The 23,744-nt window shown below is 60.0% G+C and carries 23 protein-coding genes; 1 reads left to right on the top strand and 22 read right to left on the bottom strand.

What is annotated here, in order from left to right; translation table 11 throughout:
• The first annotated feature begins 64 nt into the window (after positions 1-64).
• Positions 65-955, top strand: a complete 891-nt coding sequence (locus AC1DCP_RS17290; RefSeq protein ID WP_035199295.1) for a LysR family transcriptional regulator — start codon at positions 65-67, stop codon at positions 953-955.
• Here the strand turns inward: AC1DCP_RS17290 and chrA are convergent.
• The 22 genes from chrA to AC1DCP_RS17400 form a co-directional block, all read right to left on the bottom strand.
• Complete coding sequence (gene chrA, locus AC1DCP_RS17295; RefSeq protein ID WP_476774496.1) at positions 950-2,179, bottom strand: chromate efflux transporter; 1,230 nt, start codon at positions 2,177-2,179, stop codon at positions 950-952. The two genes, AC1DCP_RS17290 and chrA, sit on opposite strands and share 6 nt — an antisense overlap.
• 170 nt (positions 2,180-2,349) lie before the next feature.
• Positions 2,350-3,576 (bottom strand): DUF1501 domain-containing protein, encoded by a 1,227-nt coding sequence (locus tag AC1DCP_RS17300; protein WP_112673884.1) that lies wholly within the window; start codon positions 3,574-3,576, stop codon positions 2,350-2,352.
• Between the two features lie 2 nt (positions 3,577-3,578).
• Positions 3,579-5,096 (bottom strand): DUF1800 domain-containing protein, encoded by a 1,518-nt coding sequence (locus tag AC1DCP_RS17305; protein ID WP_244517184.1) that lies wholly within the window; start codon positions 5,094-5,096, stop codon positions 3,579-3,581.
• Positions 5,097-5,172: 76 nt separating this feature from the next.
• Positions 5,173-5,622, bottom strand: a complete 450-nt coding sequence (locus tag AC1DCP_RS17310; protein ID WP_476774497.1) for a periplasmic heavy metal sensor — start codon at positions 5,620-5,622, stop codon at positions 5,173-5,175.
• Positions 5,619-6,032 carry a hypothetical protein gene (locus AC1DCP_RS17315; RefSeq protein ID WP_476774498.1) on the bottom strand — a complete coding sequence of 138 codons (414 nt, stop codon included), beginning with the start codon at positions 6,030-6,032 and terminating at the stop codon, positions 5,619-5,621. Before AC1DCP_RS17315 ends, AC1DCP_RS17310 begins: the two co-directional genes overlap by 4 nt.
• Before the next feature lie 20 nt (positions 6,033-6,052).
• Entirely contained in the window at positions 6,053-6,598 is a 546-nt protein-coding gene (locus AC1DCP_RS17320; RefSeq protein WP_019566427.1) for an RNA polymerase sigma factor, read from the bottom strand.
• Between the two features lie 198 nt (positions 6,599-6,796).
• Entirely contained in the window at positions 6,797-7,555 is a 759-nt protein-coding gene (locus AC1DCP_RS17325; protein ID WP_112673882.1) for an aspartate/glutamate racemase family protein, read from the bottom strand.
• A 14-nt stretch (positions 7,556-7,569) separates the two neighbouring features.
• Positions 7,570-8,385 (bottom strand): ABC transporter permease, encoded by an 816-nt coding sequence (locus AC1DCP_RS17330; protein ID WP_003517782.1) that lies wholly within the window; start codon positions 8,383-8,385, stop codon positions 7,570-7,572.
• Positions 8,386-8,388: 3 nt separating this feature from the next.
• Positions 8,389-9,300 carry an ABC transporter permease gene (locus AC1DCP_RS17335; protein ID WP_019566429.1) on the bottom strand — a complete coding sequence of 304 codons (912 nt, stop codon included), beginning with the start codon at positions 9,298-9,300 and terminating at the stop codon, positions 8,389-8,391.
• A gap of 75 nt (positions 9,301-9,375) precedes the next feature.
• Complete coding sequence (locus tag AC1DCP_RS17340; protein WP_003517786.1) at positions 9,376-10,665, bottom strand: ABC transporter substrate-binding protein; 1,290 nt, start codon at positions 10,663-10,665, stop codon at positions 9,376-9,378.
• Between the two features lie 30 nt (positions 10,666-10,695).
• Positions 10,696-11,781 carry an ABC transporter ATP-binding protein gene (locus tag AC1DCP_RS17345; RefSeq protein WP_019566430.1) on the bottom strand — a complete coding sequence of 362 codons (1,086 nt, stop codon included), beginning with the start codon at positions 11,779-11,781 and terminating at the stop codon, positions 10,696-10,698.
• A gap of 313 nt (positions 11,782-12,094) precedes the next feature.
• Positions 12,095-12,820: an amino acid ABC transporter ATP-binding protein gene (locus AC1DCP_RS17350; RefSeq protein WP_019566431.1), complete on the bottom strand. Its 726-nt coding sequence runs from the start codon at positions 12,818-12,820 to the stop codon at positions 12,095-12,097.
• Positions 12,798-13,457: an amino acid ABC transporter permease gene (locus AC1DCP_RS17355; RefSeq protein WP_019566432.1), complete on the bottom strand. Its 660-nt coding sequence runs from the start codon at positions 13,455-13,457 to the stop codon at positions 12,798-12,800. The genes AC1DCP_RS17350 and AC1DCP_RS17355 overlap by 23 nt, the downstream gene beginning before the upstream one ends.
• Positions 13,454-14,125 (bottom strand): amino acid ABC transporter permease, encoded by a 672-nt coding sequence (locus AC1DCP_RS17360; protein ID WP_003517793.1) that lies wholly within the window; start codon positions 14,123-14,125, stop codon positions 13,454-13,456. The genes AC1DCP_RS17355 and AC1DCP_RS17360 overlap by 4 nt, the downstream gene beginning before the upstream one ends.
• Before the next feature lie 72 nt (positions 14,126-14,197).
• Positions 14,198-14,983, bottom strand: a complete 786-nt coding sequence (locus AC1DCP_RS17365; RefSeq protein WP_060642688.1) for a transporter substrate-binding domain-containing protein — start codon at positions 14,981-14,983, stop codon at positions 14,198-14,200.
• Positions 14,980-15,732, bottom strand: coding sequence for a GntR family transcriptional regulator (locus AC1DCP_RS17370; protein WP_003517798.1), 753 nt, complete (start codon positions 15,730-15,732; stop codon positions 14,980-14,982). The genes AC1DCP_RS17365 and AC1DCP_RS17370 overlap by 4 nt, the downstream gene beginning before the upstream one ends.
• A gap of 166 nt (positions 15,733-15,898) precedes the next feature.
• Positions 15,899-16,879, bottom strand: coding sequence for a 3'-5' exonuclease (locus AC1DCP_RS17375; protein ID WP_476774499.1), 981 nt, complete (start codon positions 16,877-16,879; stop codon positions 15,899-15,901).
• A gap of 199 nt (positions 16,880-17,078) precedes the next feature.
• Positions 17,079-18,878: an NAD(P)/FAD-dependent oxidoreductase gene (locus AC1DCP_RS17380; protein ID WP_173997389.1), complete on the bottom strand. Its 1,800-nt coding sequence runs from the start codon at positions 18,876-18,878 to the stop codon at positions 17,079-17,081.
• A gap of 66 nt (positions 18,879-18,944) precedes the next feature.
• Positions 18,945-20,018, bottom strand: a complete 1,074-nt coding sequence (locus AC1DCP_RS17385) for a 2,3-butanediol dehydrogenase (RefSeq protein WP_035199305.1) — start codon at positions 20,016-20,018, stop codon at positions 18,945-18,947.
• A 176-nt stretch (positions 20,019-20,194) separates the two neighbouring features.
• Positions 20,195-22,069 (bottom strand): sigma-54-dependent Fis family transcriptional regulator, encoded by a 1,875-nt coding sequence (locus AC1DCP_RS17390; protein WP_476774500.1) that lies wholly within the window; start codon positions 22,067-22,069, stop codon positions 20,195-20,197.
• Positions 22,070-22,178: 109 nt separating this feature from the next.
• Positions 22,179-22,592 carry a hypothetical protein gene (locus tag AC1DCP_RS17395; RefSeq protein WP_019566437.1) on the bottom strand — a complete coding sequence of 138 codons (414 nt, stop codon included), beginning with the start codon at positions 22,590-22,592 and terminating at the stop codon, positions 22,179-22,181.
• 147 nt (positions 22,593-22,739) lie between these two features.
• Entirely contained in the window at positions 22,740-23,633 is an 894-nt protein-coding gene (locus tag AC1DCP_RS17400) for a lytic transglycosylase domain-containing protein (RefSeq protein WP_003517809.1), read from the bottom strand.
• Positions 23,634-23,744 lie beyond the last annotated feature (111 nt).

Genomic DNA, 23,744 nt, shown 5'->3' on the forward strand with positions numbered 1-23,744 from the left:
CGCCCTACATTGCACGAACAAATCATGATATCTCGGACGAGGCATAACAAAATCTAGGTCTTGAATGGTTCGGCAATTTCTTCCACTGAACGGCTTGAGGGCATTTGAGGCATCAGCGCGGCACCTCAGTTTCACCCGCGCGGCCATAGAACTCTGCGTGACGCAGGCGGCTGTGAGCCAACAGGTGAAGGGCCTCGAAAAACGACTGGGGGTTTCCCTTTTTCAACGGCTTCCAAGAGGCCTGAAAATCACCGCGGAAGGCGAAGCCCTGCTACCGACGGTCACCAGCTCTTTCGATCAGATGGCGATCACGCTCGACAGGATCGAAGCCGGTCAGGTGCGCGAACTGCTGTTTCTGGGCGTCGTGGGAACCTTTGCCGTGGGCTGGCTGCTGCCGCGGCTGAGGGAATTTCAAAAGCGGCACCCGTTCATCGACGTGCGCGTTTCCACCAACAACAACCGCGTGGACATGGCCGCCGAAGGCCTGGATTTCGCCATTCGATTTGGCCAGGGCTCCTGGCATGGCACGGATGCATTCCGGCTTTTCGAGGCGCCCCTTTCGCCTCTCTGTACGCCGAAACTGGCGGAGACACTGAAATCCCCCGCTGATCTCGCGGACGCCACGCTGTTGCGCAGCTACAGGTCTGACGAATGGGCCACGTGGTTTGCAGCGGCTGGCGTAACACCGGTGGCGCAGGTGAATGCCGGCATCGTTTTCGATACCTCGCTCGGCATGATGGAGGCCGCATTGCAAGGGCTCGGCGTGGCGCTCGCCCCGCCATCGATGTTCTCCCGGCATCTGGCATCCGGGGCTATCGTCCAGCCCTTCCCCGTCACCATATCGCTCGGCAGCTACTGGCTGACGAGGCTGCAATCAAAGCCGCCGACACCAGCCATGCAGGCCTTCTCGGACTGGATGTTTACCAATATCGGTCCTGCGCAAGACGGCCTATGACAGGGCGAGCAGAACGCCACCAATCGCGCAGATGACCACCACGATCCATGGCGGCGTCTTCCACACCGTCAACAGGATGAAACCCGTCAGCGCAAGTGCAAAATCCTTCGGCATGAAGATAGCGCTTGTCCACACCGGATCATAAAGCGCGGCCCCGAGAATGCCAACGACGGCGGCATTTGCGCCGCGCATGGCAGCCTGCGCCAGAAGGTGCTTGCGAAACTCCTCCCAGAAGGGCAGCGCACCGACGAGCAATAGCATGCCCGGCAGAAAGATCGCGACAAGCGCAATGACTGCTCCCGCAATACCGTTCGGCTGCGGCCCCGCCACAGCGCCGAGGTAGGCCGCGAAGGTGAACAGCGGGCCGGGAACGGCCTGGGTTGCACCGTAACCGGCGATAAACGCATCTTCCGTCACCCAGCCCGTGGAAACCACTGCCGATTGCAGCAATGGCAGCACCACATGGCCGCCACCAAAGACAAGGGCGCCGGCACGATAGAACGCATCGAACAATGAGAGGCCTTGCGAGCCGGCCATCGCCGCGAAGACCGGCAGGAAGGCCAACAGGAGCGCGAAAGTGGCAAGCGCAATGTATCCGACACTTTTCGGCACCCGGAATGCGAGATGGGAAGCCTGACGCGCGGCCTCGCTGCGGCAGAAGAAAAGCCCCGCAATGGCACCCAAGGCAAGCGCCAGAATCTGGCCAAAAGCGCCCGCGACAAACACGACGCAGATGATGCCGACGAGCGCGATGCTGGCACGCTGTCTATCTGGAGCAAGGCTCTTTGCCATGCCCCAGACGGCCTGCGCCACCACGGCGACCGCAACGATCTTGAGGCCATGCAACAGGCCGTTGCCGACCGGCGCTTCTATCGACGCGGCGACCATGGCGAAGAGAAGCAGGAGGATAGCGGATGGCAGGGTGAAGGCCATCCAGGCCGCCAGCGCACCGAGCGGCCCTGCCCGCAGCAACCCAAGGGCAAAACCGACCTGGCTGGAGGCCGGCCCCGGCAAGAACTGGCAGAGCGCCACGAGATCGGCATAACCCGCCTCGTCGATCCATTTGCGCCGCACGACCAGCTCATCGCGAAAGTAACCGAGATGGGCGATGGGACCGCCGAAGGAGGTGACCCCGAGCTTCAGGAACGCCATAAATACCTCGCCGGGCGTGCCGCTTCGAGGGGTGGCCGCTTCAGTGCGGATGGTTTGCGTTGACGACTTCACGAAAAAGCTCCCTGAGCGTGCAACGGCTGTTCGTCTACACAATGTCCGTATCAAAAACGATATCGATATCAGACACTATTATGACAGGGATATGAAGAGGCTGGAGCGCGTCCTCGATGAAAGGGATCGTTCGACGCGCGCCATATCTTCGTTTCACGCCTTTTCGAGCCTCAGACGATCAGTCCCTTCATGGGCCGGATGGCCTCCGAACCGGGAAAGACCGCCTTGTCGAGCATGGCAGCGCTTGCGCCGAGATGATCGACCGCGAGACCCTTGATGATCGCGCGAATATCCGTCGTGGGCGCAAGGTCCCGCCCATCTCGCAACTGCGCGAGCTTGAGGCCGGGCCAATCGGCGATGACACGCCCGCCACGGATGCTGCCGCCGGCGAGAAAGGCCGTTGTTGCCGTTCCGTGGTCAGTTCCTTCCGTACCGTTGATACGGGCGGTACGGCCAAATTCCGTGGCGACCAATATGGCCGTATCCTTCCAGACCGGCCCCAGCTCCTGCTCGAAGGCGGCAAGCGCATTGTCCAGCCCGCTCAACAATTTTGAAAGACGCTCGACCTCATGGGCATGGGTGTCCCAACCCTCGAAAGCCAGCGCCGCAACGCGCGGCCCTTCTGGGTGCGCAATCAGCCGTGCGGCACCCCGCGCCATCTGCTCCATGCCAACAGGATCACCCGGACCACCGCGCGCCTTGATATCGACGCCGGAGGCGATCCTGCCGGTTTCGATGCCCTCGGCAAGCAATGCCGCCAGCATCGGGTCCGTCTGGCCGTAGAGATCGGCAAGGCGCGGAGCGAGATCGCCATCGGCGGGTTTGAGAACGGATGGCGCCCATCCCAATATCGGTGCCTTGCCGCGAATGACAAGCGGAGCGCTGGCGCCAATGGCAAGGCCGCTCACCCGCTGCCCGGCCGCAGCTGGATTGATGGTTTCACCCGCCGGCAACTGTTCGAGCAGACGGTTCAGCCAACCCGTCTCGACATGGCCGGGGGTCGGAAAACCAGATTCCAGCACATCCTGGCCATCAAAATGCGAACGGTCACGATAACCGGTGGCGCTGGCGTGGACCACCGCTGCCTCGCCCTTCCGGTACAGCCGCTGGAAATTGCGAAGGGATGGATGGAGCGCAAAGAAACCATCCAGCGCGAGGGATGGATTGTCGCCTTCAGTGCGCATGGCGATCTGTTGCCTTAGCGCCTCATAGTCGGGGTCGCCGACGGGCGGCACGGCGGTCAGCCCGTCGAGCGCGCCGCGCAGGATGATGGTGACGAAACGTGGGTCGCGCCCGCCGGCAGCAAAAGCAAAGCGCGGCATGAAGGCCCAGGCAAAAAGCGCGCCGCCTGTGCCAAGAAGAGCGCGGCGGGTTGGGGAAAGATGTTCACACAGCATGGTCAACGCCTCTGGAATTCGGGGGAAAGGAAAGCAATCGTCAGTCCCTGCGGTTTGCTCTCAGCCCGCTGCACGGCCTTTTTCGTCTCCTCGGACAAAAGCGGCCCCAGCCGGTCTGCGACGAAGTCGCGCGGATCGGTTGAACCCGCAACCTGATGGGCGAACAGACTGGCGGCATCGATACGCGTCGCCAGCCCCTCGGAAGAACCCCAGCTATCGGTGACATCGGCAAAACCGTTCGGGCCGGAGGGGTTCCACAGCGGCTGACCCAATGCGTTGAGCACGGAAATTACCTGCTCGGGTTTTGGCACTATTCCACTCGCCCTGATGACGGTCGTCACGAAATCTAACGGGGGTCTGAGCTTGGTCAGGGTCGGGCTCCACGACTGTTCAGCCTCGATAAGCGCCATATAGGTGGCGGAAAGATCGCCGTGGCTCTTGGTGTAGGCGGCAGCAAGTTTCGCCACCAGTTCCGGTGGTGGATGGTCGCTGACGAAATGCCGTACCAGCTTGTAAGCGAGATGGCTGGCCGTCGCCGGATGATGCGCGAGATCTCGCAGCGCCCGCCGCCCCTGCTCTACCCCCGCTTCACCATAGGTGATGCCCATCACGGCATGGTCGCCGGGTTCATGGTTGTTGGCGTTGAAGGAAAATCGGCCAAGCGGACCCGGACGCTTCTCGTCGCGATAGACGCTCCAGCCGGTGATGATGCGGGCAAGTGCTGTAACATCAGCCTGACTATAGCCGCCATCCACCCCGAGCGTATGCAGTTCCATGATTTCGCGCGCGAGGTTTTCGTTGAGCCCGCGCTTGCCATTCCTGTTGGCCTGCGAATTCGGTCCGATCGATTGCTGATTGTCGAGAAAATACAGCATGGCGGGATGGGTCTCGACTGCGACCAGCATATCCTCGAAATTGCCGAAGACATGCGGACGGATCGCCTCACGCTCGAAAGCGCCGGCGAGAATGTGCACATCACCGCCCTTGCCGGTGGCAACCGCGAAGTGGTTGGCCCAGAACATTGCCAACCGCTCGCCAAAACCGATCAGCGGCTGGCGTATCGTGCCGTTGAAGCGGGCGTCCGCCTCCGCAAGCAGTATCTGCTGGGGAAAATAGGGGCGCTTGGTGGCGGGCACGTCCGGCTTCTTGTCCTGTGAAGCACTGGCAGGCGGCACCATGCCCGCATTGTCCATAGCGTTTGCGGCAATTGCCATTGCCGGCGATGGTGGGCTCATGGCCCCTGCGGTCGCACCCGCGGCGCCGGTGGTGGCCGCGACGGCAAGGACAGCAGGTTTTTCACGCTCGGCCTTGATCTCCTTGTTATACGCCATCAGCGATATCAGAAGATCGGCGCTGGAATGAAGCTGTGCGCCGACAGGAATTGGTGTGGCGCGTTCGGTAATTTCCAGCCGCAACAGATCGCGCGGGTCGTCTTTGATCGCCTGGATATCGCCTTCACGCGCGCCGAGGCCGAAACGCCACAGACAGAGTGCTGCATCCAATTCCCTGGAATTTGACATGGCCGATACGAACTCCGTTTCGTTATCGACCATTCAACGGGCGCCAGGGCCAAAATCCGTCGCTGTTGAAATGTGATTATTTCGTGGCCGGTTTCGGCGCCTCACGGGCAAGCAAGCCTTCCGCCAGCCGGCGCCGCGCCTCTAGCGACAATGTGCGGGCGAACTCCACGGCCTGCATCTCGGTTGCGGCGCGGACCTCATATTCCTCCTTGCGGGCACGCTCAAGCGCTGCGGACAATGCCTCCGGGTCAAGCGTTTCTGCCCCCATCAGGGACGCCGCCTCGATACGCGCCTGGCGCGCCTCGGCGGAGGTTTCCCGCATGGTCCTGCGTGCATCGCTAAGGCTGCGCCGGAAGGCCTCCCTTTCGGTCTTTGGCAATTGTTCGCCCGCAAGCGGCATGCGGGCAGCGGCAGCGGCCGGGTCGTTCCGCAGATAAACGAACCCTGCGCCGGCAAGCGCGCAGACAAGAAATGTATTCGCCACGAGAAGGACAACGACTATCCAGCGGAAATTCTGATCGCTCATTTCGTCTCCTCGGTCATTTCGTTTTCGGTTTGCAGGTTTCCGAACGCGGTCAACGTATCGCCCAATGTCAGGGCGGGCGGTGGCGTGAGGTTGATGACGGCAACCGCTCCCGTCAGCGCGCCCGCAAGGCTCATGCCGATCATGCCCGCACCCAGCCCGTACCGGACGATCCATCTGCGTCTGGTGGTCTGCGCCTTTGCCTGCGCCATGATCTTCGCGTTGAGCATGGCCGAAGGGTCGCGAAGACGATATGCCGACAGCGTAAAATCGAGAGGTGCCGCCTGCGCAATCAGGCGCCTGCCATCTGCCGTCTCCGCATAAGCCATGGCCTCCAGCCGCCGGTCTTCCGGCCAGCGTTGTGGATCGGCACCATAGGCCGCCACAAGATCGGAAAAAACCTTGTTATCCATGAGCGTCTCCTTCGCCCCGTTCATTGGTCGCCCTCATTCAAAATCGCATGGAGTGCCCGGCGGCCACGCGCCAGAAGGCTTTCCAGTGCGTCCACACTGACATGCATGACGTCAGCCGCCTCGCGGTTCGACATCTCCTGATAGTAGACCAGAACGATCGCCTCCCTTTGTCGCGCGGGTATGGCCTGCAAGGCGCGCGCCACGGCACCGCTCTCGTCACCATCATATGGCAGGGCGGCATCGGGCAGCACACTGCCGTCAATCTGTTCGGGCGGCTCAGCAACCGATATTTCCCGGCGCTTTCGCAACCGGTCGTAACAGAGGTTCAGCGCCACCCGGTGGATCCATGTGTCGAATTTCGCACGCCCCTGCCGCCACGTGCCTGCATGTTTCCATATGCGCAGGAAGGTCTCCTGCGCGATGTCTTCCGCCTCTGCCGGATCACCCAGCATACGCGTGGCAAGCGCCATGATCCTCGGCAGTTTGGCCGTCACCAGAGCCTGCATCGCTCGGACATCTCCCGCAGCGACATCCGCCACCAAATCTGCATCCGGATCGCTTACCATGTATCGGGCTTTGTCTCCGTACTGTCCTGTCGGACACGGGCGAAATCCATGCGGAATGACGGCGGCTTCAGTGAGGATGTCCCGCACCTTGCCACTTTAACGCAGACCCGCGCAAAATCCGTCGCCGATTTCTGGGAAATATTCGCGTGCATTTTACGGCAGACCGCGTCACCGCCCGAACACATTGGAACGGCTGTTTCAACCGTCCACAGACACCCCGGAAAGCCTGTCCGGCCCGAACGCTTCAAGCAATCCGCGATAGGGCTTGGCGAGTGGCGTGGCATAGGCGCCGCGCTTGGCGGTCGAAAGCCCCATCGATACCAGCGATTCCGCCTGTTTCACCGCCGCAGCGACTCCATCGATAACAGGCACGCCGAATTCGCTGCGCAGCTCGGCGGTCAGATCCGCCATACCTGCACAGCCAAGCACGATCGCTTCGGCGCGATCTTGACGCAGGGCCAGTGAAATCTCTTCCCGCAGCCTGTCCCTGGCATTTGATGCCGGATCTTCCAGCGACAGGACGGGAATATCGGCGGCACGCACATTGCAGCGGGCAGACATGCCATAACGGTGAACGAGATGTTCGAGCGGCAGCCGCGAACGCTCCATCGTCGTAACGATCGTAAACCTCTGCGCGATGAATGCCGTGGCTGAAACCGCCGCTTCGCAAATCCCAATTACGGGTATGTCGGCGAGCGCGCGGGCCGCATCGAGTCCGGTGTCGTCGAAACAGGCGATGACGGCTGCCCTGGCACCAAGCGTCGGCGCCTTGGCAAGCTCGAGCAGCAGGCCGGGTACCGCGAAAACCTCATCGTAATATCCTTCGATGGAGACAGGCCCCATGGAAGAGGTCACTGCCAGGATTTCCGTATCGCAACTCGCCGCCCGCGTCGCCGCGTCGGCGATCGTCGCTGTCATGGATTGCGTCGTATTCGGATTAATGACGAGGATGCGCATGTTCTGTTTTTTCATCAACGCGAATGGCGACGGTTCAGAGTGACGATCAGGCCAAGCGTGGCCGCAATAACCAGGAAGGAGAAAAGGGTCGTGACGGCTCCGAGCGCGTAAAGCACTGGCGTCGTGACGTTGGTGGTCATGCCGTAGATTTCCAGCGGCAGGGTGTTGTAGGTGCCTGACGTCATCAGCGTACGGGCAAATTCGTCATAGGAAAGCGTAAAGCCGAACAGGCCGACGCCTATCAGGCTCGGTGCAATCATCGGCAGCACCACATGGGCAAAGGTCTGCCAGGCGGATGCCCCGAGATCGCGGGCGGCTTCTTCATAGGATGGAGAAAAGCGGTTGAAAACCGCCAGCATGATGAGCACGCCGAATGGCAGCGTCCAGGTCAGATGCGCGCCAAATGCTGATGTATACCATGAAGGTTCCAGCCCAAGCTGTTGGAAAAGAACGCCGATACCGAGTGATATGATGATCGATGGCACCACGAGGCTTGCGACGGAAAGATAGAATAGCGGCGTCGCGCCGATGAATTTGCGACGGAAAGCGAGACCCGCCAAAAGCGAGACGAGCACCGTGACGACCATGACCATGACGCCAAGCCCGAAGGAACGGCGGAACGAGCCGCCAAAATCGCCGACCGCCTGCTGTTCGAAAAGATTGCCGAACCAGTGCAGCGAAACGCCGTTGAGTGGAAAGGTCAGTCCGCCATTCGGCCCCTGAAAGGCCAGGATGAGGATTGCCGACAGCGGGCCGTAGAGGAACAGCACGAAGAGCAGAAAAAAGAAGGCGAGGACATAGAATTCACGTCCGCGTTTTTCCGAATGCATGGGTCACAGCTCCTTGCGGATATCGACGATGCGCAGGATGCCCGCGACCATCAGAAGAACGAGGATGAGCAGGATGACGGCATTTGCGGCCGCCGCGGGATATTGCAGCAGCGACATCTGGTTCTTCATCATCAGTGCCACCGATGCGCTCTGCCCGCCGGACATCACCTGAACCGTGGAGAAATCGGCCATGACAAGCGTCACGACAAAGATGCTGCCGATCGCCATGCCGGGTTTGGCAAGCGGAATGATAACGTTCCAGAGGGTCTGCCAGCCAGTCGCCCCGGCATCGCGCGCCGCTTCGATCAGCGATTTATCGATGCGCATCAGCGTGTTGAAGATGGGTGTGACCATGAACAGCGTATAAAGATGCACCATGGCCAGCACCACGGCAAAATCCGAATAGAGCAGCCATTCGATTGGCGCAGGTACGATGCCGGCGCTGACCAGCGCGCTGTTGACCAGCCCGTTGCGCCCGAGAACGGGAATCCAGGAAATCATGCGGATGATGTTCGACGTCAGGAAAGGCACGGTGCAGACGAGGAACAGAACCATCTGCATGGTGGTGGTGCGGATATGAAAAGCGAGGAAATAAGCGACCCAAAAACCGCAGAACAGCGTGATCGCCCAGACGATGGCGGCGAATTTCAGCGTGTTGATATAGGTTTGCCACGTGACCCAGGAACCAAGCGTCTCGGTATAGTTGAAGGTCACGAAACCCGGATACATCTGGGCAAAATCATAATCCCAGAAACTGACGACGGCGATCATGACGATCGGTAAAAGCAGGAAAAAGCCGAGGATCAGGAAAAGCGGTGTGGCCTGAATATAGGACACAAGCTTCTGCGGCAGGGCGAAGCTGCGGGACGGCTTGTCCTTTTTTTCGCTCACGCCGATGAATCTGACTGTCACCAAGGCTTTTCTCCTGCTGGCTGCCTGTGAAAGAGAGGCCGCGTCGGCGCGGCCTCATGTCTGTGAAAGGCGAGAAGATCAGGCCGCGATGAACTCGTTCCAGCGACGAACCATGTAGCGGTCCTCGTCCATGACGGAGTTCCAGCAGGCGACCTTGCCCATGCGCTCCTGGAACGAACCGCCGTCGCGCACTGCACCGGCCTTTTCCATGACCTTGCCATCAGGCGCGATGATATCGCCCTGCGCGGGCTTGCCTTCGACCCAGTAACCCCACTCGTCGGCCGACATATGTTCCTTGGCCGTATCCATGGCGGCGGAGTAATAGCCCTGACGGTTGAGGTAGGCGCCAACCCAGCCGGAGGTGTACCAGTTGATATACTCGTAAGCCGCATCCAGCTTTGCGCCGGAGAGGTGCTTGGCAAGGCCAAGGCCGCCGCCCCACGAGCGATAACCTTCCTTGAGCGGCTGGTATTTGCAGGCGATGCCCTTGGAGCGAACGGCGGCGACGGCGGGCGACCACATGGACTGGATCACGACTTCACCCGACGCCATGAGGTTGACGCTTTCATCGAAGCTCTTCCAGAAGGCACGGAACTGGCCGTCCTTCTTGGCCTTGATGAGGAAGTCGATGGTCTTGTCGATCTCCTCCTTCGTCATGTTGCCCTTGTCGGCATATTTGATGTTGCCCATGGCTTCCATGATCATCGCCGCATCCATGATGCCGATGGAGGGGATGTTGAGGATAGAGGCCTTGCCCTTGAACTTGGGGTCCATGATATCGGCCCAGCTGGTGATATCGCGGCCGACGAGATCGGGGCGAATGCCGAGCGTATCGGCATTGTAGATGGTCGGAACCATGGTGAAATAATCGGTTTCGCTTTTCGCAAACTTCTTGTCGCCGGGCTTTTCGACGAAACCGACCGTGTGCGGGGCGGTACCCTGGGCCACAACGCTATCGGGCGTCAGCTTGCCGTTTTTAAACAGCGGAACGATCTTGTCGTAATATTTCAGCTTCTTGATTTCCATCGGCTGAATGACACCCGCCGGGTAGACCTTCTTCAGGATCCAGTATTCGATATCGGCGATATCGTAGGAGTTCGGCTGGGTCACGGCGCGCTGCGCGGCCGCATCCGAATCCGTCGCCGTCATCTCCAGTGTGATACCGAGATCAGCCTTGCACTTTTCGGCAATCGCATTGAGGTTCGAAACACCCGTGCCGAACTGGCGGATCGTGATCGGGTTCTGCGCCCATATGGTCGGGAAACCGGTGACAAGGCCGGAGCCGATGGCCGCGCCTGTTGCGGCGGCACCTGCCTTTAGAAGGCCGCGGCGGGACAGGCCCTTGTTGCTGTTGGAGTTGTCGGTCATTTCAAAGTTCTCCTCTGGTTATTTTTGGGGTCACTTCTCTACCCGGCCGAGCACGATGGCATCGGCCGCATTCCATGAAAGCGGTATGGCGTCGCCGGTCTTCACCGGCTTTTCGAAGAAGGCGACGTCGCTGAGGATGGCGTTGAAATCCTCAATGCCCGCGCCGGTCACGGCGATCTTCACGCTTGCACCGCGATATTCGACATTCGAGACGATACCGGTAAAACCGAAACCGGGTTGATCCGCCTCGCCGACGCGCACACGGTCGGTACGAACGGCGATATCGACCGCGCCGTCATCCGGGGCAACGCCGCCTGCCGTGAAGGTTCCGCCGCCTGCAACCTCCAGCGTGACGAGATCGCCGTTCTTTTCCTTGAACCGGCCGGAAATGACATTGTGATCGCCCATGAAGCGGGCGACGAAAGCGGTGGCCGGGCGCTCAAACAGCTCGCGCGGCGTCGCTGCCTGCTCGATGCGGCCATCATTCATGACGACGATGACGTCGGCCAGCGCCATTGCCTCTTCCTGACTGTGTGTGACGTGAACAAAGGTGATGCCGAGCGAGGTTTGCAGCTTCTTCAGCTCGGCCCGCATACGGATCTTGAGGAAAGGATCGAGTGCCGAAAGCGGCTCATCCAGCAGCAACGCCTCGGGGTCGGTGATAAGCGCGCGAGCCAACGCCACGCGCTGCTGCTGCCCGCCGGAAAGCTGGGCCGGGCGCCGGGTGGCATAGGGTTCGAGCTGCATCAGCCGCAGCATCTCCAGCGCCTTGGCGCGGCGCGCTTCCTTGTCCACCCCCTTCATCTTGAGGCTGAAGGCAACGTTGTCGACGAGATCGAGATGCGGAAACAGCGCATAGGACTGGAACATCATTGCCGTGCCGCGTTTGGCGGGCGGCAGATCGGTGACGACCACATTACCAAGCCTGACATCGCCGCTTGAAATGCTTTCGTGGCCGGCGATCATTCGCAGTGTCGAGGTCTTGCCGCAGCCCGAAGGACCGAGCAGGCAGCAGTAACTTCCTGCCGGTATCTTGAGGCTTATGGCATGCACCGCGGTGGTGTTGCCATAAATCTTGGAAACGGAAGCGATGTCGATTGCTGCGGCTTTGCTCATGAACACTCTCCTGCGACGTCTTTGTCATGCAGGAGCCGTGCCAATCGGCTTTGCCATTGATATAAAAAGGGAATTTCGATGTGCCCACCGGTCCCGTCACCGGCCTGCTCAAATTTACATCGATTGTTTTCGATTTGGTGCGGAAATTGTATGCGATCTGAGCGACCGACAGCGAAACATGAAATCGGGAAAAGAGTGCCATCGAAACGAACTGGCTGACACCACTGGAATGGCGGACATTTTCCCGGCAAACACAACACAAAGGCTACTGCCGACGCACGCACCGCTCCGGTCGCGTGCGTCGGTACTGTGCTTAGATCATGCCAAGGAACTGCTTGAGTTCCGGCGTCTGGGGATTGGCAAAAACATCTTCCGGCGGGCCGATCTCGTGCACGCGGCCCTGATGCATGAAGACGACGCGCGAGCAGACGTCGCGGGCAAACTTCATTTCATGCGTCACCATCAACAGGGTCATGCCTTCCTTTGCCAGTTCGCGCACGACGGCTAGCACCTCAGACACGAGTTCGGGGTCGAGCGCCGAGGTAATCTCGTCACAGAGAAGGGCGATAGGCTGCATGGCAAGGGCGCGGGCAATCGCCACGCGCTGCTGCTGGCCTCCGGACAGTTCATCCGGATAGGCATCGAACTTGTGCGCCAGCCCGACACGCTCCAGCATCCTGCGCGCCGTCACCTCGGCCTCCGGCTTGGTGACCTTTTTCACCACCATCTGCGAAAGCATGACATTGCCGCCGGCCGTCAGATGCGGAAAGAGGTTGAATTGCTGGAAGATCATGCCGACCTTCAGCCGCAATGCCTTCAGATGCAGCTCATCGTCCAGCAACTGCGCACCCGCCACCTGGATCGAGCCGGCGCTGATCGTCTCCAGTCCGTTGATGCAGCGAAGCAGCGTCGATTTTCCAGAGCCGCTTTTGCCGATGATGGCGATCACCTCGCCGGGTTCGACATCCAGATTTATGCCCTTCAGCACCTCATTGTCGCCAAAGCTCTTGTGGACTTCAGTGATTTCGATGAGCGACATTGAGCTTCCTTTCTAGGAACTGGCTGGATTTCGACAGCGGCCAGCAGAGGGCGAAATAGATGAGAGCAACCAGCCCATAGACGGTGAAGGGCTGGAAGGTGGCATTGGTGACGATCGTGCCGGCCTTGGACAGTTCAACGAAACCGATGATGGAGGTGAGTGCTGTGCCCTTGACGACCTGCACGGAAAAACCGACCGTTGGCGGAATGGCGATCTTCAGCGCCTGCGGCAGGATGACGTAACGCATCTGTTGCAGGCGGCCCATGGCAAGGCTGGCGGACGCCTCCCACTGGCCCTTCGCAATCGCCTCAACGCAGCCGCGCCAGATTTCCGCAAGGAAGGCAGCGGTCCAGAGGATAAGCGCCACGCCAGCCGCAAGCCAGGCCGGAACATCGACCCCGAGGAGACCGAGGCCGAAAAAAGCGATGAAAAGCTGCATCAGCAGCGGGGTGCCCTGAAAGACTTCGATATAGATGCGGGCAGCACGGTTCAAAGCCCGGCGCGGGCTGATGCGCAACCACAGAAGCACGATGCCCACCATACCGCCGCCGATGAAGGAAACGAGCGATAGCAACAGCGTCCAGCGGGTGGAGAGCAGCAGGTTGCGCAGAATGTCCCAAAAGGTGAATTCAGTCATCGTGCCGCCCTCCTCGGGAAAAGAAAGCTGCCGAGCGCCAGCATGCCCTGCCGCAACAGGATGGCGAGCAGCAGGTAGATGACAGTTGACAGGATGTAGGCTTCGAAGGCGCGGAACGTGCGCGACTGGATGAAGTTCGCCGCAAAGGTCAGGTCTTCCACCGCAATCTGCGAAACGACGGCCGAGCCGAGCATGACGATCACCACTTGCGAGGAAAGCGCCGGCCAGATGCGTTGCAGCGAAGGTGTAAGCACCACATGGCGAAACGTTTCGAAGCGCGTCATGGCAAGGCTCGCGCCCGCCTCGAACTGGCCCTTCGGCGTCGCCTGAATACCGGCACGGATGATCTCGCAACTATAGGCGCCCAGATTGACGATCATCGCCAGATTGGCCGCGGTCAGCTCTGTAAGCTTGAAACCAAGTGAAGGCAGGCCAAAGAAGATGAAAAACAACTGGATCAGAAAAGGCGTATTGCGGATGAGCTCCACATAGGTGCCGACTATGGGCTTCAACCATGAAGGTCCGAGCGCCCGGGCCCAGGCGCAGGCGATGCCAAGTGAAACGCCGACCACGCCGCCGACCAGCGTGAGTTGGCTGGTAATGGCGATGCCTTTGGCAATTTGCGGCCAATATTCGCCAAGCCACAGGAAATCAAATTGATAGCTCAAGAAACAGTCCCCTTGCGCCGGTGGAGAAAGGCGTCATCCCGGCGGATCCGGGATGACCATGGCAAACGATGATCAAAGGTCTTTCGGCAGATCCTGGCCAAGCCACTTGGTGGCGATCGCATTCAGCGAGCCGTCGGCCTTGGCCGCAGCTACGGTGGCGTTGACCTTTTCCAGTAAGGCCGGCTCGTTCTTGTTGAGGCCGATGTAGCAGGGAGAGTTCTTGATGAGGAACTTCAATTCCGGACGCTTCGGCGGGTTCTTGGCGAGGATGGCGGCTGCAACCACGTTGCCGGTCGCAACAACTTCCACCTGGCCCGAAAGGAAGGCCGAGATGGTGCCGTTATTGTCCTCGTAACGCTTGATGGTGGCGTCCGAAGGCGCGACCTTCGTCAGTTCCAGGTCCTCGACGGCACCGCGCGTGACGGCGATGGTCTTGCCCTTAAGGTCTTCGGCCTTGGAGATCGCGACGTCGGCCGGGCCGAAAACGCCGTTGAAGAAAGGCGCGTAAGCATCAGAGAAATCAATAACTTTTTCACGATCTGCATTCTTGCCGAGGCTGGAGATAACGAGATCGACCTTGTTGGTCTGGAGATAGGGAACACGGTTGGCACTGGTGACCGGGACGAGTTCCACCTTCACGCCCAGCTTGTCGGCGATCATCTTGGCCATGTCGATGTCATAGCCCTGCGGGGTCATATCAGCAGCAACGCTGCCGAAGGGCGGGAAATCCTGCGGTACGGCCACACGCAGCGTGCCGCGTGCGGTGATGTCGGCAAGGGCATCCGCCTTGGCGGGCGCGGAAAGACCAAAGGCGGCAGCCATGGCGGCGGCAGCGATGAGGGTCCGTCTGAAGATCATATGTCATTCTCCTTGTGTTGATTGTGTTGCATGTGAATTTTATCCGGATCGCCGCCATTCATTTCCGGTAGGGCGAGCGACCGGCGAAGGCCGGCGAGAGGATCGGGGCGTCGTGTGAGGTCGAGGCCGGTTTCCACCTCGTCCAGATGCTCGATGGAAAGCTCCGCCGCCCTCACGAAATCGCCCGCAGCCATCGCGTCGAAGATACGGCAATGCCCCTCATGGGACTGGAGGGCATGAAACTCCGACTGGTAGAGCATGGAGATCAGAATTGTCCGGGCGGTCAGATCGCGTAGCAGCTCGATGAGCACGGCATTGCCGCAAAGCTCGGCGATGCGGATATGAAAATCGCCCATGAGGCAGGTAAGGCGCTGGCGGTCACCTGCGGCTATTGCGACTTTCTCTTCCTCAAGATGCGCGACGAGGACCTTGCGCCCCTCCTCCGACAGCATCCGCATGCTGCGAAGCAATCCGGATTCGATAATCCGCCGCGCCTCATAGATGGTCATCGCCTCCTCGGCGGAGGGCTCGACGACGAACCACCCTCGCCGCGCGCTGACATGGACGATGCCACGTGTTTCCAGCCGCATCATCGCCTCCCGTACCCGCGTACGTGAAACGGAGAAGAGTCCAGCCAGCTGATTTTCGCTGAGCCGCGTGCCCGGCCGGATGCGCGCCGAAAGAATGCCGGAAACGATGGCTTCTTCGATGTTTATCTGACGGTCCTGCTTGGTATGTAAATCTTGCATACAAGACTGAAAGCAAGGCCCGTGCCAGAACGGATATTGTTTTAAAATCAAAATGCAGCGAAAAAGCTCGCGCCTACCCGCTCAAATTTTGAGCAAGAAAATCGACAAACATCAAAAAAAACGCAGAGCTGTGCAAACTTGACGGTACGGCCGTCGCGGTTTCTTTCTATCCGGCTTTGAACCGGTCGAATGCCGTCAGATACTTGACCGTGGGATCGGCGTCCCAGCGGTAAATTTCGGTTCGGAGGAAATGCAGCTCTTCCTCGAGCTTTTCCTCCGCCAGTTCCACCCACCAGGATTTGGGCCGGCCATCGGAACCATCAGACCAGCGATTGCCCCGCTTTTTCAGATGATCCTTCATGTCGAACGGGCTGTTCTCCGCGTAAATGCGAACCCGGGAGTGCTGGCTGGCTTCATGGAGTTCCATGAAGGGCGTCCCGCTTTGGCCGGCGCGTACCTGTTCCAGCACCTCCAGCAGAGCGAAACAATCGTCGACTGCTCGGTGGCCGTCATGGAAATAGCCGGATTGCCCGATGAGGTAGGCGAGCTTGCTGCCCTCAAAACCCCGACCACTCCAGTCAATCTCAGAAACGGAGCAGGCCCAGGCCTTATTGCGGAAGATCGGCGAGAAGGCCTCGCAAAACGGACGATCGAAGCCGGCATTGTGGGCAATGATCAGATCAGCACCGTCAACAAGGGAGGTCAGCCGGTCGATGTCTATCGTCTGTCCGGCAACCATTTCATCGGTGATACCCGTCAGGCGCGTGATTTCTTCCGGGATGGAAGTGCCCGGCTGTCGCAGACCGCCATAGACCCCGGTGACATCCCCAATCGTGCCCTGATCGTCGAATGTGAAGGTAATGGCGCCGATTTCGATGATCTCATCGGTTCGGTGGTTGAGGCCCGTGGTCTCGGTGTCGAGGATCACGCCCTGACGTGGAAACCCCGGTCGGGGCTGCTCGCAGATCGCGCGCGGCTGCAACTTGCGCAGGACGCGGTAATTGCCTGTGGATTCGAGATGTGCGGCCAGAGCCTCATCGTCATGAACCGATTTCAGCGTCGTTTCACGACCATCCGCTTTTCGCCCGCGCTCAGCCTGAGGAAGCCGCGCAGTCGCGGAAGCGAAAAAATCCAACTGGGAGGTCATTGTTATTCTGTCCGCTTTGGCCGGAAATCGATATTGAGTTTTCCAACATATGCGCAGAGGCTCACACTAACAACAGCGGTTGCCGTGATCCACAGAAACCGGGCGGCGTCCGTTTGGCATTGCCTGCATCGGATTCAGAAAGGGGGCGGAATGTTCCGCCCCCTTTCTGCATTACCGTTATCGATCGAAATACCCGTGGTCAGCGTGTGTGGTGAACCGCTTGCAATGCATAGACAGGTGTAGGAAGCCCCTCCATGCGCGCTTTCAACTGCAAGGCGAGATATTGCGAATAATGCCGCGACTGGTGCAGGTTGCCGCCGTGGAACCACAGCGCCTCCTGCTGCGTCGGCTTCCACATGTTGCGCTGCTCGCCTTCCCACGGCCCCGGGTCTTTCGGCGTATCCGAACCGAGACCCCAGACCTTGCCGACCCTGTCTGCCGTTTCCTGATCGATGAGATCAGCGACCCAGCCATTCATCGAACCATATCCCGTCGCATAGACAATGACGTCAGCAGGAATCTCCTTGCCGTCAGAGAGTTTGATCGAGTTTTCGGTGATCTCGTCCACCTGACCGGCGGCAAGCTTCACCTTGCCATCGATGATCAGCTGCGAGGCGCCGATATCAATATAATAACCGGAGCCGCGCCGCAGGTACTTCATGAAGAGGCCCGAGCCATCCGCACCCCAGTCTAGCTGGAACCCGGCTTTTTCCAGTGCGGCGTAAAAATCGGCGTCGCGCTCCCTCATCTTGTCGTAAAGCGGGATCTGGAACTCATGCATGATCCGGTAGGGCAGCGACGCGAAGATGAGATCGGCCTTTGCCGTCGTCACCCCATTCGCCAACGCCTGTTCGGAATAGAGCGCACCGAGCCCTATATCCATCAGCGTATCGGATTTGACGATATGGGTCGTCGAGCGCTGGATCATGGTCACATCGACACCCGCTTCGTGGAGTGCGGCGCAGATATCATGGGCCGAATTGTTGGAACCGATCACGGCGACCTTCTTGCCCTTGTACCCATCCGGCCCCGGATGCTGCGAGGAATGGTGCTGATCGCCGTTGAAGCGCTCGCGCCCCTTGAAATCCGGAATATTAGCCTTGCCGGACATGCCGGTGGCAAAGACCAGTTGCTTTGGCCGGAGCACGACTTCCTCGCCATCGCGATCGACGACGATCGACCATTCCTTCGCCGCCTCGTCCCACTTGGCGGATTTGGCAGTGGAGCGGGTCCAGTAGTTCAGTTCCATCACCTTGGTGTAGAATTCGAGCCAGTCACCGATCTTGTCTTTGGGGGCAAAGACCGGCCAGTTCTTCGGAAAATCGATGTAAGGCAGATGGTCGTACCAGACCGGGTCATGCAGGCAGAGCGACTTGTAGCGCTTGCGCCAGCTGTCACCCGGCCGCTCGTTCTTTTCGAGTATGATCGTCGGCACGCCGAGTTGGCGCAACCGGGCGCCGAGCGCGATGCCGCCCTGTCCACCGCCGATGATGACGGTATAGGGCTGCTTGTCATAACCGAGCGTGCGCGCTTCCTCCTCGCGCTCCTCCATCCAGGTTTTGGCACCAAGGTTCTGGCCGTGCCTTGCGCCGAGCGGCCGGGTGAAGCCCGATTTTTCCTCATGGCCCTTCAGTTCGGAAAGCGCCGTCAGCAGCGTCCATATCTGCCCGTTCCTGAAGCGCACGAGGCCGTAGCCGCGCCCTGTCGCCGTCTCGAAGGTGATCCAGCTTTCAAGCACACCATCCGCCTCCGTCGCCTCCTCGCCGGTAGCGATGCGCCAGTTTGTGGGTCTGGCCGTCGAAAGCTGCGCCTGCAGCATGTCGCGCACCTGATCGCGACCTTCAACGGTCTTGATGTTCCAGGTAAAGGCAACGAGGTCGCGCCAGTAGCAATCCTCGGCAAACAGATTAACGGCATCATCGATGCGGCCAGCTTCGAGTGCTGCCCCGAACGTATCGAGAAGCGCCTGAAGGCGGGTGGTGGGGGTCTTGTCGAGCATGTATTCCTCCTCCTGCTCAATGTGGAAACGGGACGGCTCCTCAACCGCCCCGCACTTCAAATCGGCCTATCGCGACAGGTCGATCAGGATCTTCAGATGCTTGCCGGCCGGGTCGAGCAGCTGGTCGAACCCTTCCGTGACCGCCTCGCTGAGTGAGACGTTTTTGGTAACGATCCGGCTCGCCGGGATCTGGCCGCTGGCAATCAGCCGGGCAACACGCGGCCAGTAGTGAGTCGGATAGGCCCAGGAGCCGCGGATATCGATGTCCTTGAAAGTCACGTCGAACCAGTTCAGCGGGTTTTCGCCGGGGTGGAGGCCGGTCTGCACCACAACGCCCTGCTTGCGCACGGCGTCGGCGCAGTTCTTCAGCGCATATTCATTGCCGACGCATTCGATGGCGACATCGCAGCCAACATTGCCTTCGGTCTCGGCGCGGATGACATCGCCCACCTTTTCCGTCTTGGGATTGATCGTGCGCACCTCGCCAAGCGCCGCCCGCGCCAGCGCCAGACGCGTGTCGTTGAGATCGGAAAGAAATATCTGCGAGGCACCGGCCGCCCTGGCCGCCATGGCGACGAGAATGCCGATCGGCCCGGCACCGGTCACAAGCACGCTGCTGCCGGCCGTGACACCGCCACGGTCGCAGGCATAAACCGCGACTGCCGTCGGCTCGATGAGGGCCGCTTCCTGATCGGAAAGCGCATCGGGTATCGGCTGGACGTTATAGTCGTTGAGAAGAGCGGCCTGCGCCATGCCGCCGGAATGCCAGGACAGACCGGCGAGAGCGAGATTTTTACTCAGGTGATAAAGACCGCGATCAGCATAATAGTCGCCATGACGCGGCATGATGAGCGGCTGGATCGATACCCGGTCGCCGGGCTTTACATGGCTAACGCCCTCGCCTACGGCCTTTACGACACCGCCGAATTCATGACCGAGAATTTGCGGCCCGTGCGCGCCGGTGAAAGGATGCGGCTCCTTCGGCACGAAGATCGGGCCATAGGCATATTCGTGCAGGTCCGTGCCGCAGATGCCGCAGAACTTGTTTTCGACGAGCACCTCACCCGGACCGGGCTCGGGTGGCATATCCACATCCTCGATGCGTAGGTCCTTGGCGGCGTGAAAGCGCAGTGCTTTCATTGCATTTCCTCCTGTAGTTCTTGCACAGAAGGATCAGCAAGCGGCATGCCAGAATGGCTTGCGCCATATCTTGACGTATTTTCAATTGGTTACAAATTCAGCTCTGAGGCTCGCCGGCAGAATGCAACAGGTTCCGTGCAACAGGTGTTGCAATGGTCGCACCGGTTCGGACGCAGTCAATTCAGGCGTTTGAGACGGCGGTGAATGGTGGAGCGGTTGACGCCGAGGCTTCTCGCCAGCGCCGAGACGTTGTTGCCGCAGTCCTTCAGCGCCCGGCGCAGATCGTCGTCATCGCGCAAAGCATCATCGGTGGAGACTTCGGCAAAGAGGTGTTCAGGCAGGCAACCCGGATCGATCTTGCCGCCATCGGAAAGCGCGGCTGCAACCCGCAGTGCATTGAAGAGTTCGCGCAGATTGCCCGGCCAGTCATGGTTAAGCAGAATTGCCCGTGCCGCCTTATCGATCCTGTAGGTCTCGCCGTTTTCCTTCTCGATGCGGCGGAGAAACTGATCGATCAGCCAGCCGAGATCCTCGCGCTCCCGCAGCGCCGGCAGCGTCACGGTTGCGGCGTTCAGGCGATAATAGAGGTCCTGCCGGAAACGGCCTTCCTTCACCAGTTCGGCAAGATCGCGGTGCGATGCGGACAGTACTCTCAGACGCACCGGCTTGGCTTTCAATGCGCCAACCGGCTGCACCTCGTTTTCCGAAAGCACGCGCAGCAGGCGGCTTTGAAGGGAAAGCGGCATGTCGCCAATCTCATCCAGGAACAAAGTGCCGCCACTTGCCTCCTCGATGAGACCGCGCTTGCCCTTCTGGCTGGCGCCGGTGAAGGCACCGGGCGTATAGCCGAACAATTCGGATTCGATCAGATGCTCCGGGATTGCCGCACAATTGACGGCGACGAAATTGCCGTCGCTGTTGCAGCTGTCATGGATCGCCCGTGCCAGATATTCCTTGCCGCTGCCCGTCTCACCCTGAATGAGGATGGGAATATCGCGGGCGGCAAGCTTTGCTGCCCGCGCCTGCACCTTTTCCATCGCCGGATCGCCGTTGCTCATGTCCCTCAGCGCTCGCGGCAAGCGTGGCTCTGGCGTGACAGGAGCGCGAATGCTGACGGCGGGCGCGATCGCGCTGGCAAAAAGCACCAGACCGTTGCGGGCGCGCAAAAGCCGCTCGCCATTCGGCCGCCCGCGCATAAAGCGCGGCAGGTCGTCCACATCGATATCGAAGACCGAGGAAATCGGCTGGCCGAGAAAATCGCGGGTGCCAAGGCCGTGCATGTTCATGGAGCGCGCCAGCGCCCCGAAGCCACCATGGGTCATGCCGGTGATACGTCCGCTGCCATCAAGGGCGATCGCCGCATCGGGATCGACGTCAAGAAACTCAGGTGAACGTGCAAGACGCAACACCCAGTCATTGCGGGTGCGGGTCATGAGATTGGCAAGCTCGATGCGCCGCGCGGTGGAGGCAACGAGATGCAGCGCCAGTTGCTGGCTGGCCTTGGCCGTCGGCGAGCGCAGCTGGGAAATGTCGAGCACGGCGGTGAGATCGCCGAGCGTATCGAAGACGGGCGCCGCAGTGCAGGTCAGCCCGATATGGCTGGTATCGAAATGGTCATCCTGATGGATGATCACCGGCTCGCCGGAAACGAGGCAGGCGCCAACAGCGCAGGTGCCGGCCCGGTTTTCCGACCATTCCGAGCCAAGGTAAAGCCCCGCCCGCCGCAACTGGTTGTCGAAGGTCGGGTCGCCCATGAAATCGACGGTAACGCCGCGCGCATCCGACAGCAGCAGGACGTAATTCTGCTCGGCAATCTGGTTGAACAGGGCTTCGAGACCGGAGCGGCCGATACGGATGAGCTCCTCGGCCTGCTCGCGATGCTCCCGAAGCTTCAGCTCGGGCACGATATAGGCTTCCTGCGCAATCGTTGGGTCGAGCTTGTAGTCATTGAGGCAGCGCAGCCAGGACTGGATGACCGGCGTATCACGCGGGCTGACCGCGCCCATGCCGACACGTTCGATCTCCCGTATATGCGACAGCGTCGATACCATGCACGCATCCTCCGGCACGGATGGTCGCATATTAGGAGATCGCCCACAATCCACCTCTTACGGTGGTTCGGTCGTTCGAAGCGATGTAACAGTCTCGAATGCGACCGCCTCAGGTGTTTGGGCGATTGATAATGTTCTCGCAATTGGCCGGATTGCCGATGATTTCGCTGGTCTTGATGGTGGAAGCGGGATCCGCGGTGATCTTGATGATGCAGTCGCGGCGATGCTCCTTGATCTTCATGCCTTCCGTTTCCGATATCCGCACCTGCCCGTTCAAGGTGCGGATTTCCCGCTTGTTGGAGAGGCCGGCATAGGTCTCAACATCCACCTTCAGCCAATAGGATTCCGTCGCACCCTTGTCGATGATCACCTTGTTAGGGCGGCCGAGTCTGGCGATAGCCGCATCCAGGGGCTGGCCCACGAGGCTCGCCACCGTTTGCGATGCGTCCGTCTGCCCGGTCGTGGCGCACCCAGAAATAGCGGCCAGCACGCCGACCAGACATCCCGTTTCAAGCCATCTCATTTTCAGTTTTCTTCCCTCACAGAATACCATCAGCCGACACGTTCCGTCGTCAGCGTTGCAATCTAGGCTCGATAATTTCGCTCTGAAAGGAGGTGCGACCCAGATGCTGATCAACTTGTTATGATCGACAGGGTCATACAGGTGTTCTCATCTGTTGCGGAACACGGTGCAGGGAATGCCGGCCTGGCGGATTTCGCCGCAAAGCTCGTTGGCCTGGGCGCGTGTATCGCGGCCGATGCGGGCGGCATAACGCGGGCGCGAACCGAAATTGCCGCCTCGCTGCCGCACGATCAAAGCCCGCTCGGCATTAAGCGGCCCGGATAGTTGGCCAATGGCGCGGGTAAAAAGCCGGTTCGCCACCGCCGGATTATAATGCGCGGCAAGCTGCACGCCCCAGGGCGCCCAGTCGGCCGACGAGATGAGGACAGGATCGTTCATCGTTCGCGTATCGGCCAGACGCAGACAGGCATCGATGAAAGAGCGGGTCTCATCCAATGCCGGGGCCGCCTTTTCCGGCGGGTTGTCCTTCCATTTCTCAACCGGATATCCCGTTATCGCAAACACATAATCCCGGGTTTCCGTCGGCAGCCGACCGGTCGCGATAAAATTCCGCAATCCCGCCTCGCCCGCATTATAAGCTGCGGCGGCGAGACCGAAATTGCCAAACTGCGTATTCAACTCGGACAGATACCGGGAAGAGGCCTCGAGTGCGGCGATTATGTTGAAGCTGTCTTTGAGACCACGCAGCTTTGCGGTTCCAGGCATGAACTGTGCTATGCCTTCCGCGCCCTTCGGGCTGACCGCATTGGCCCGGAACAGGCTTTCCCGCCAGATGAGCCGGGCGAAATAATCCGGCGGAACGGCGTGGCGCCCGGCCAGAACCTCGATGGCGTGACACAGGTCATTATTGTAGCTTTCGACACGGATGCACAATTCCGGCGCGACATCATGGGTGTAGGTGCAGGAGACTTTGCCATCGGCCTTCTCCTCGGCCCCGGTCGTGCCACTGGCAAGCGCCAGCAACCACAGAGCAAGACTCACGCAGCGTGTCGATATCCCCGCCAAGCAAAACTCCCCGCAAATCCCACGCCCGATACGCCGATTATCAGGCATTCTGCAAGATATGCCCAGCCCTACGGCTCTTCTTCAATG

This window comes from Agrobacterium sp. 10T429 (assembly GCF_056393925.1).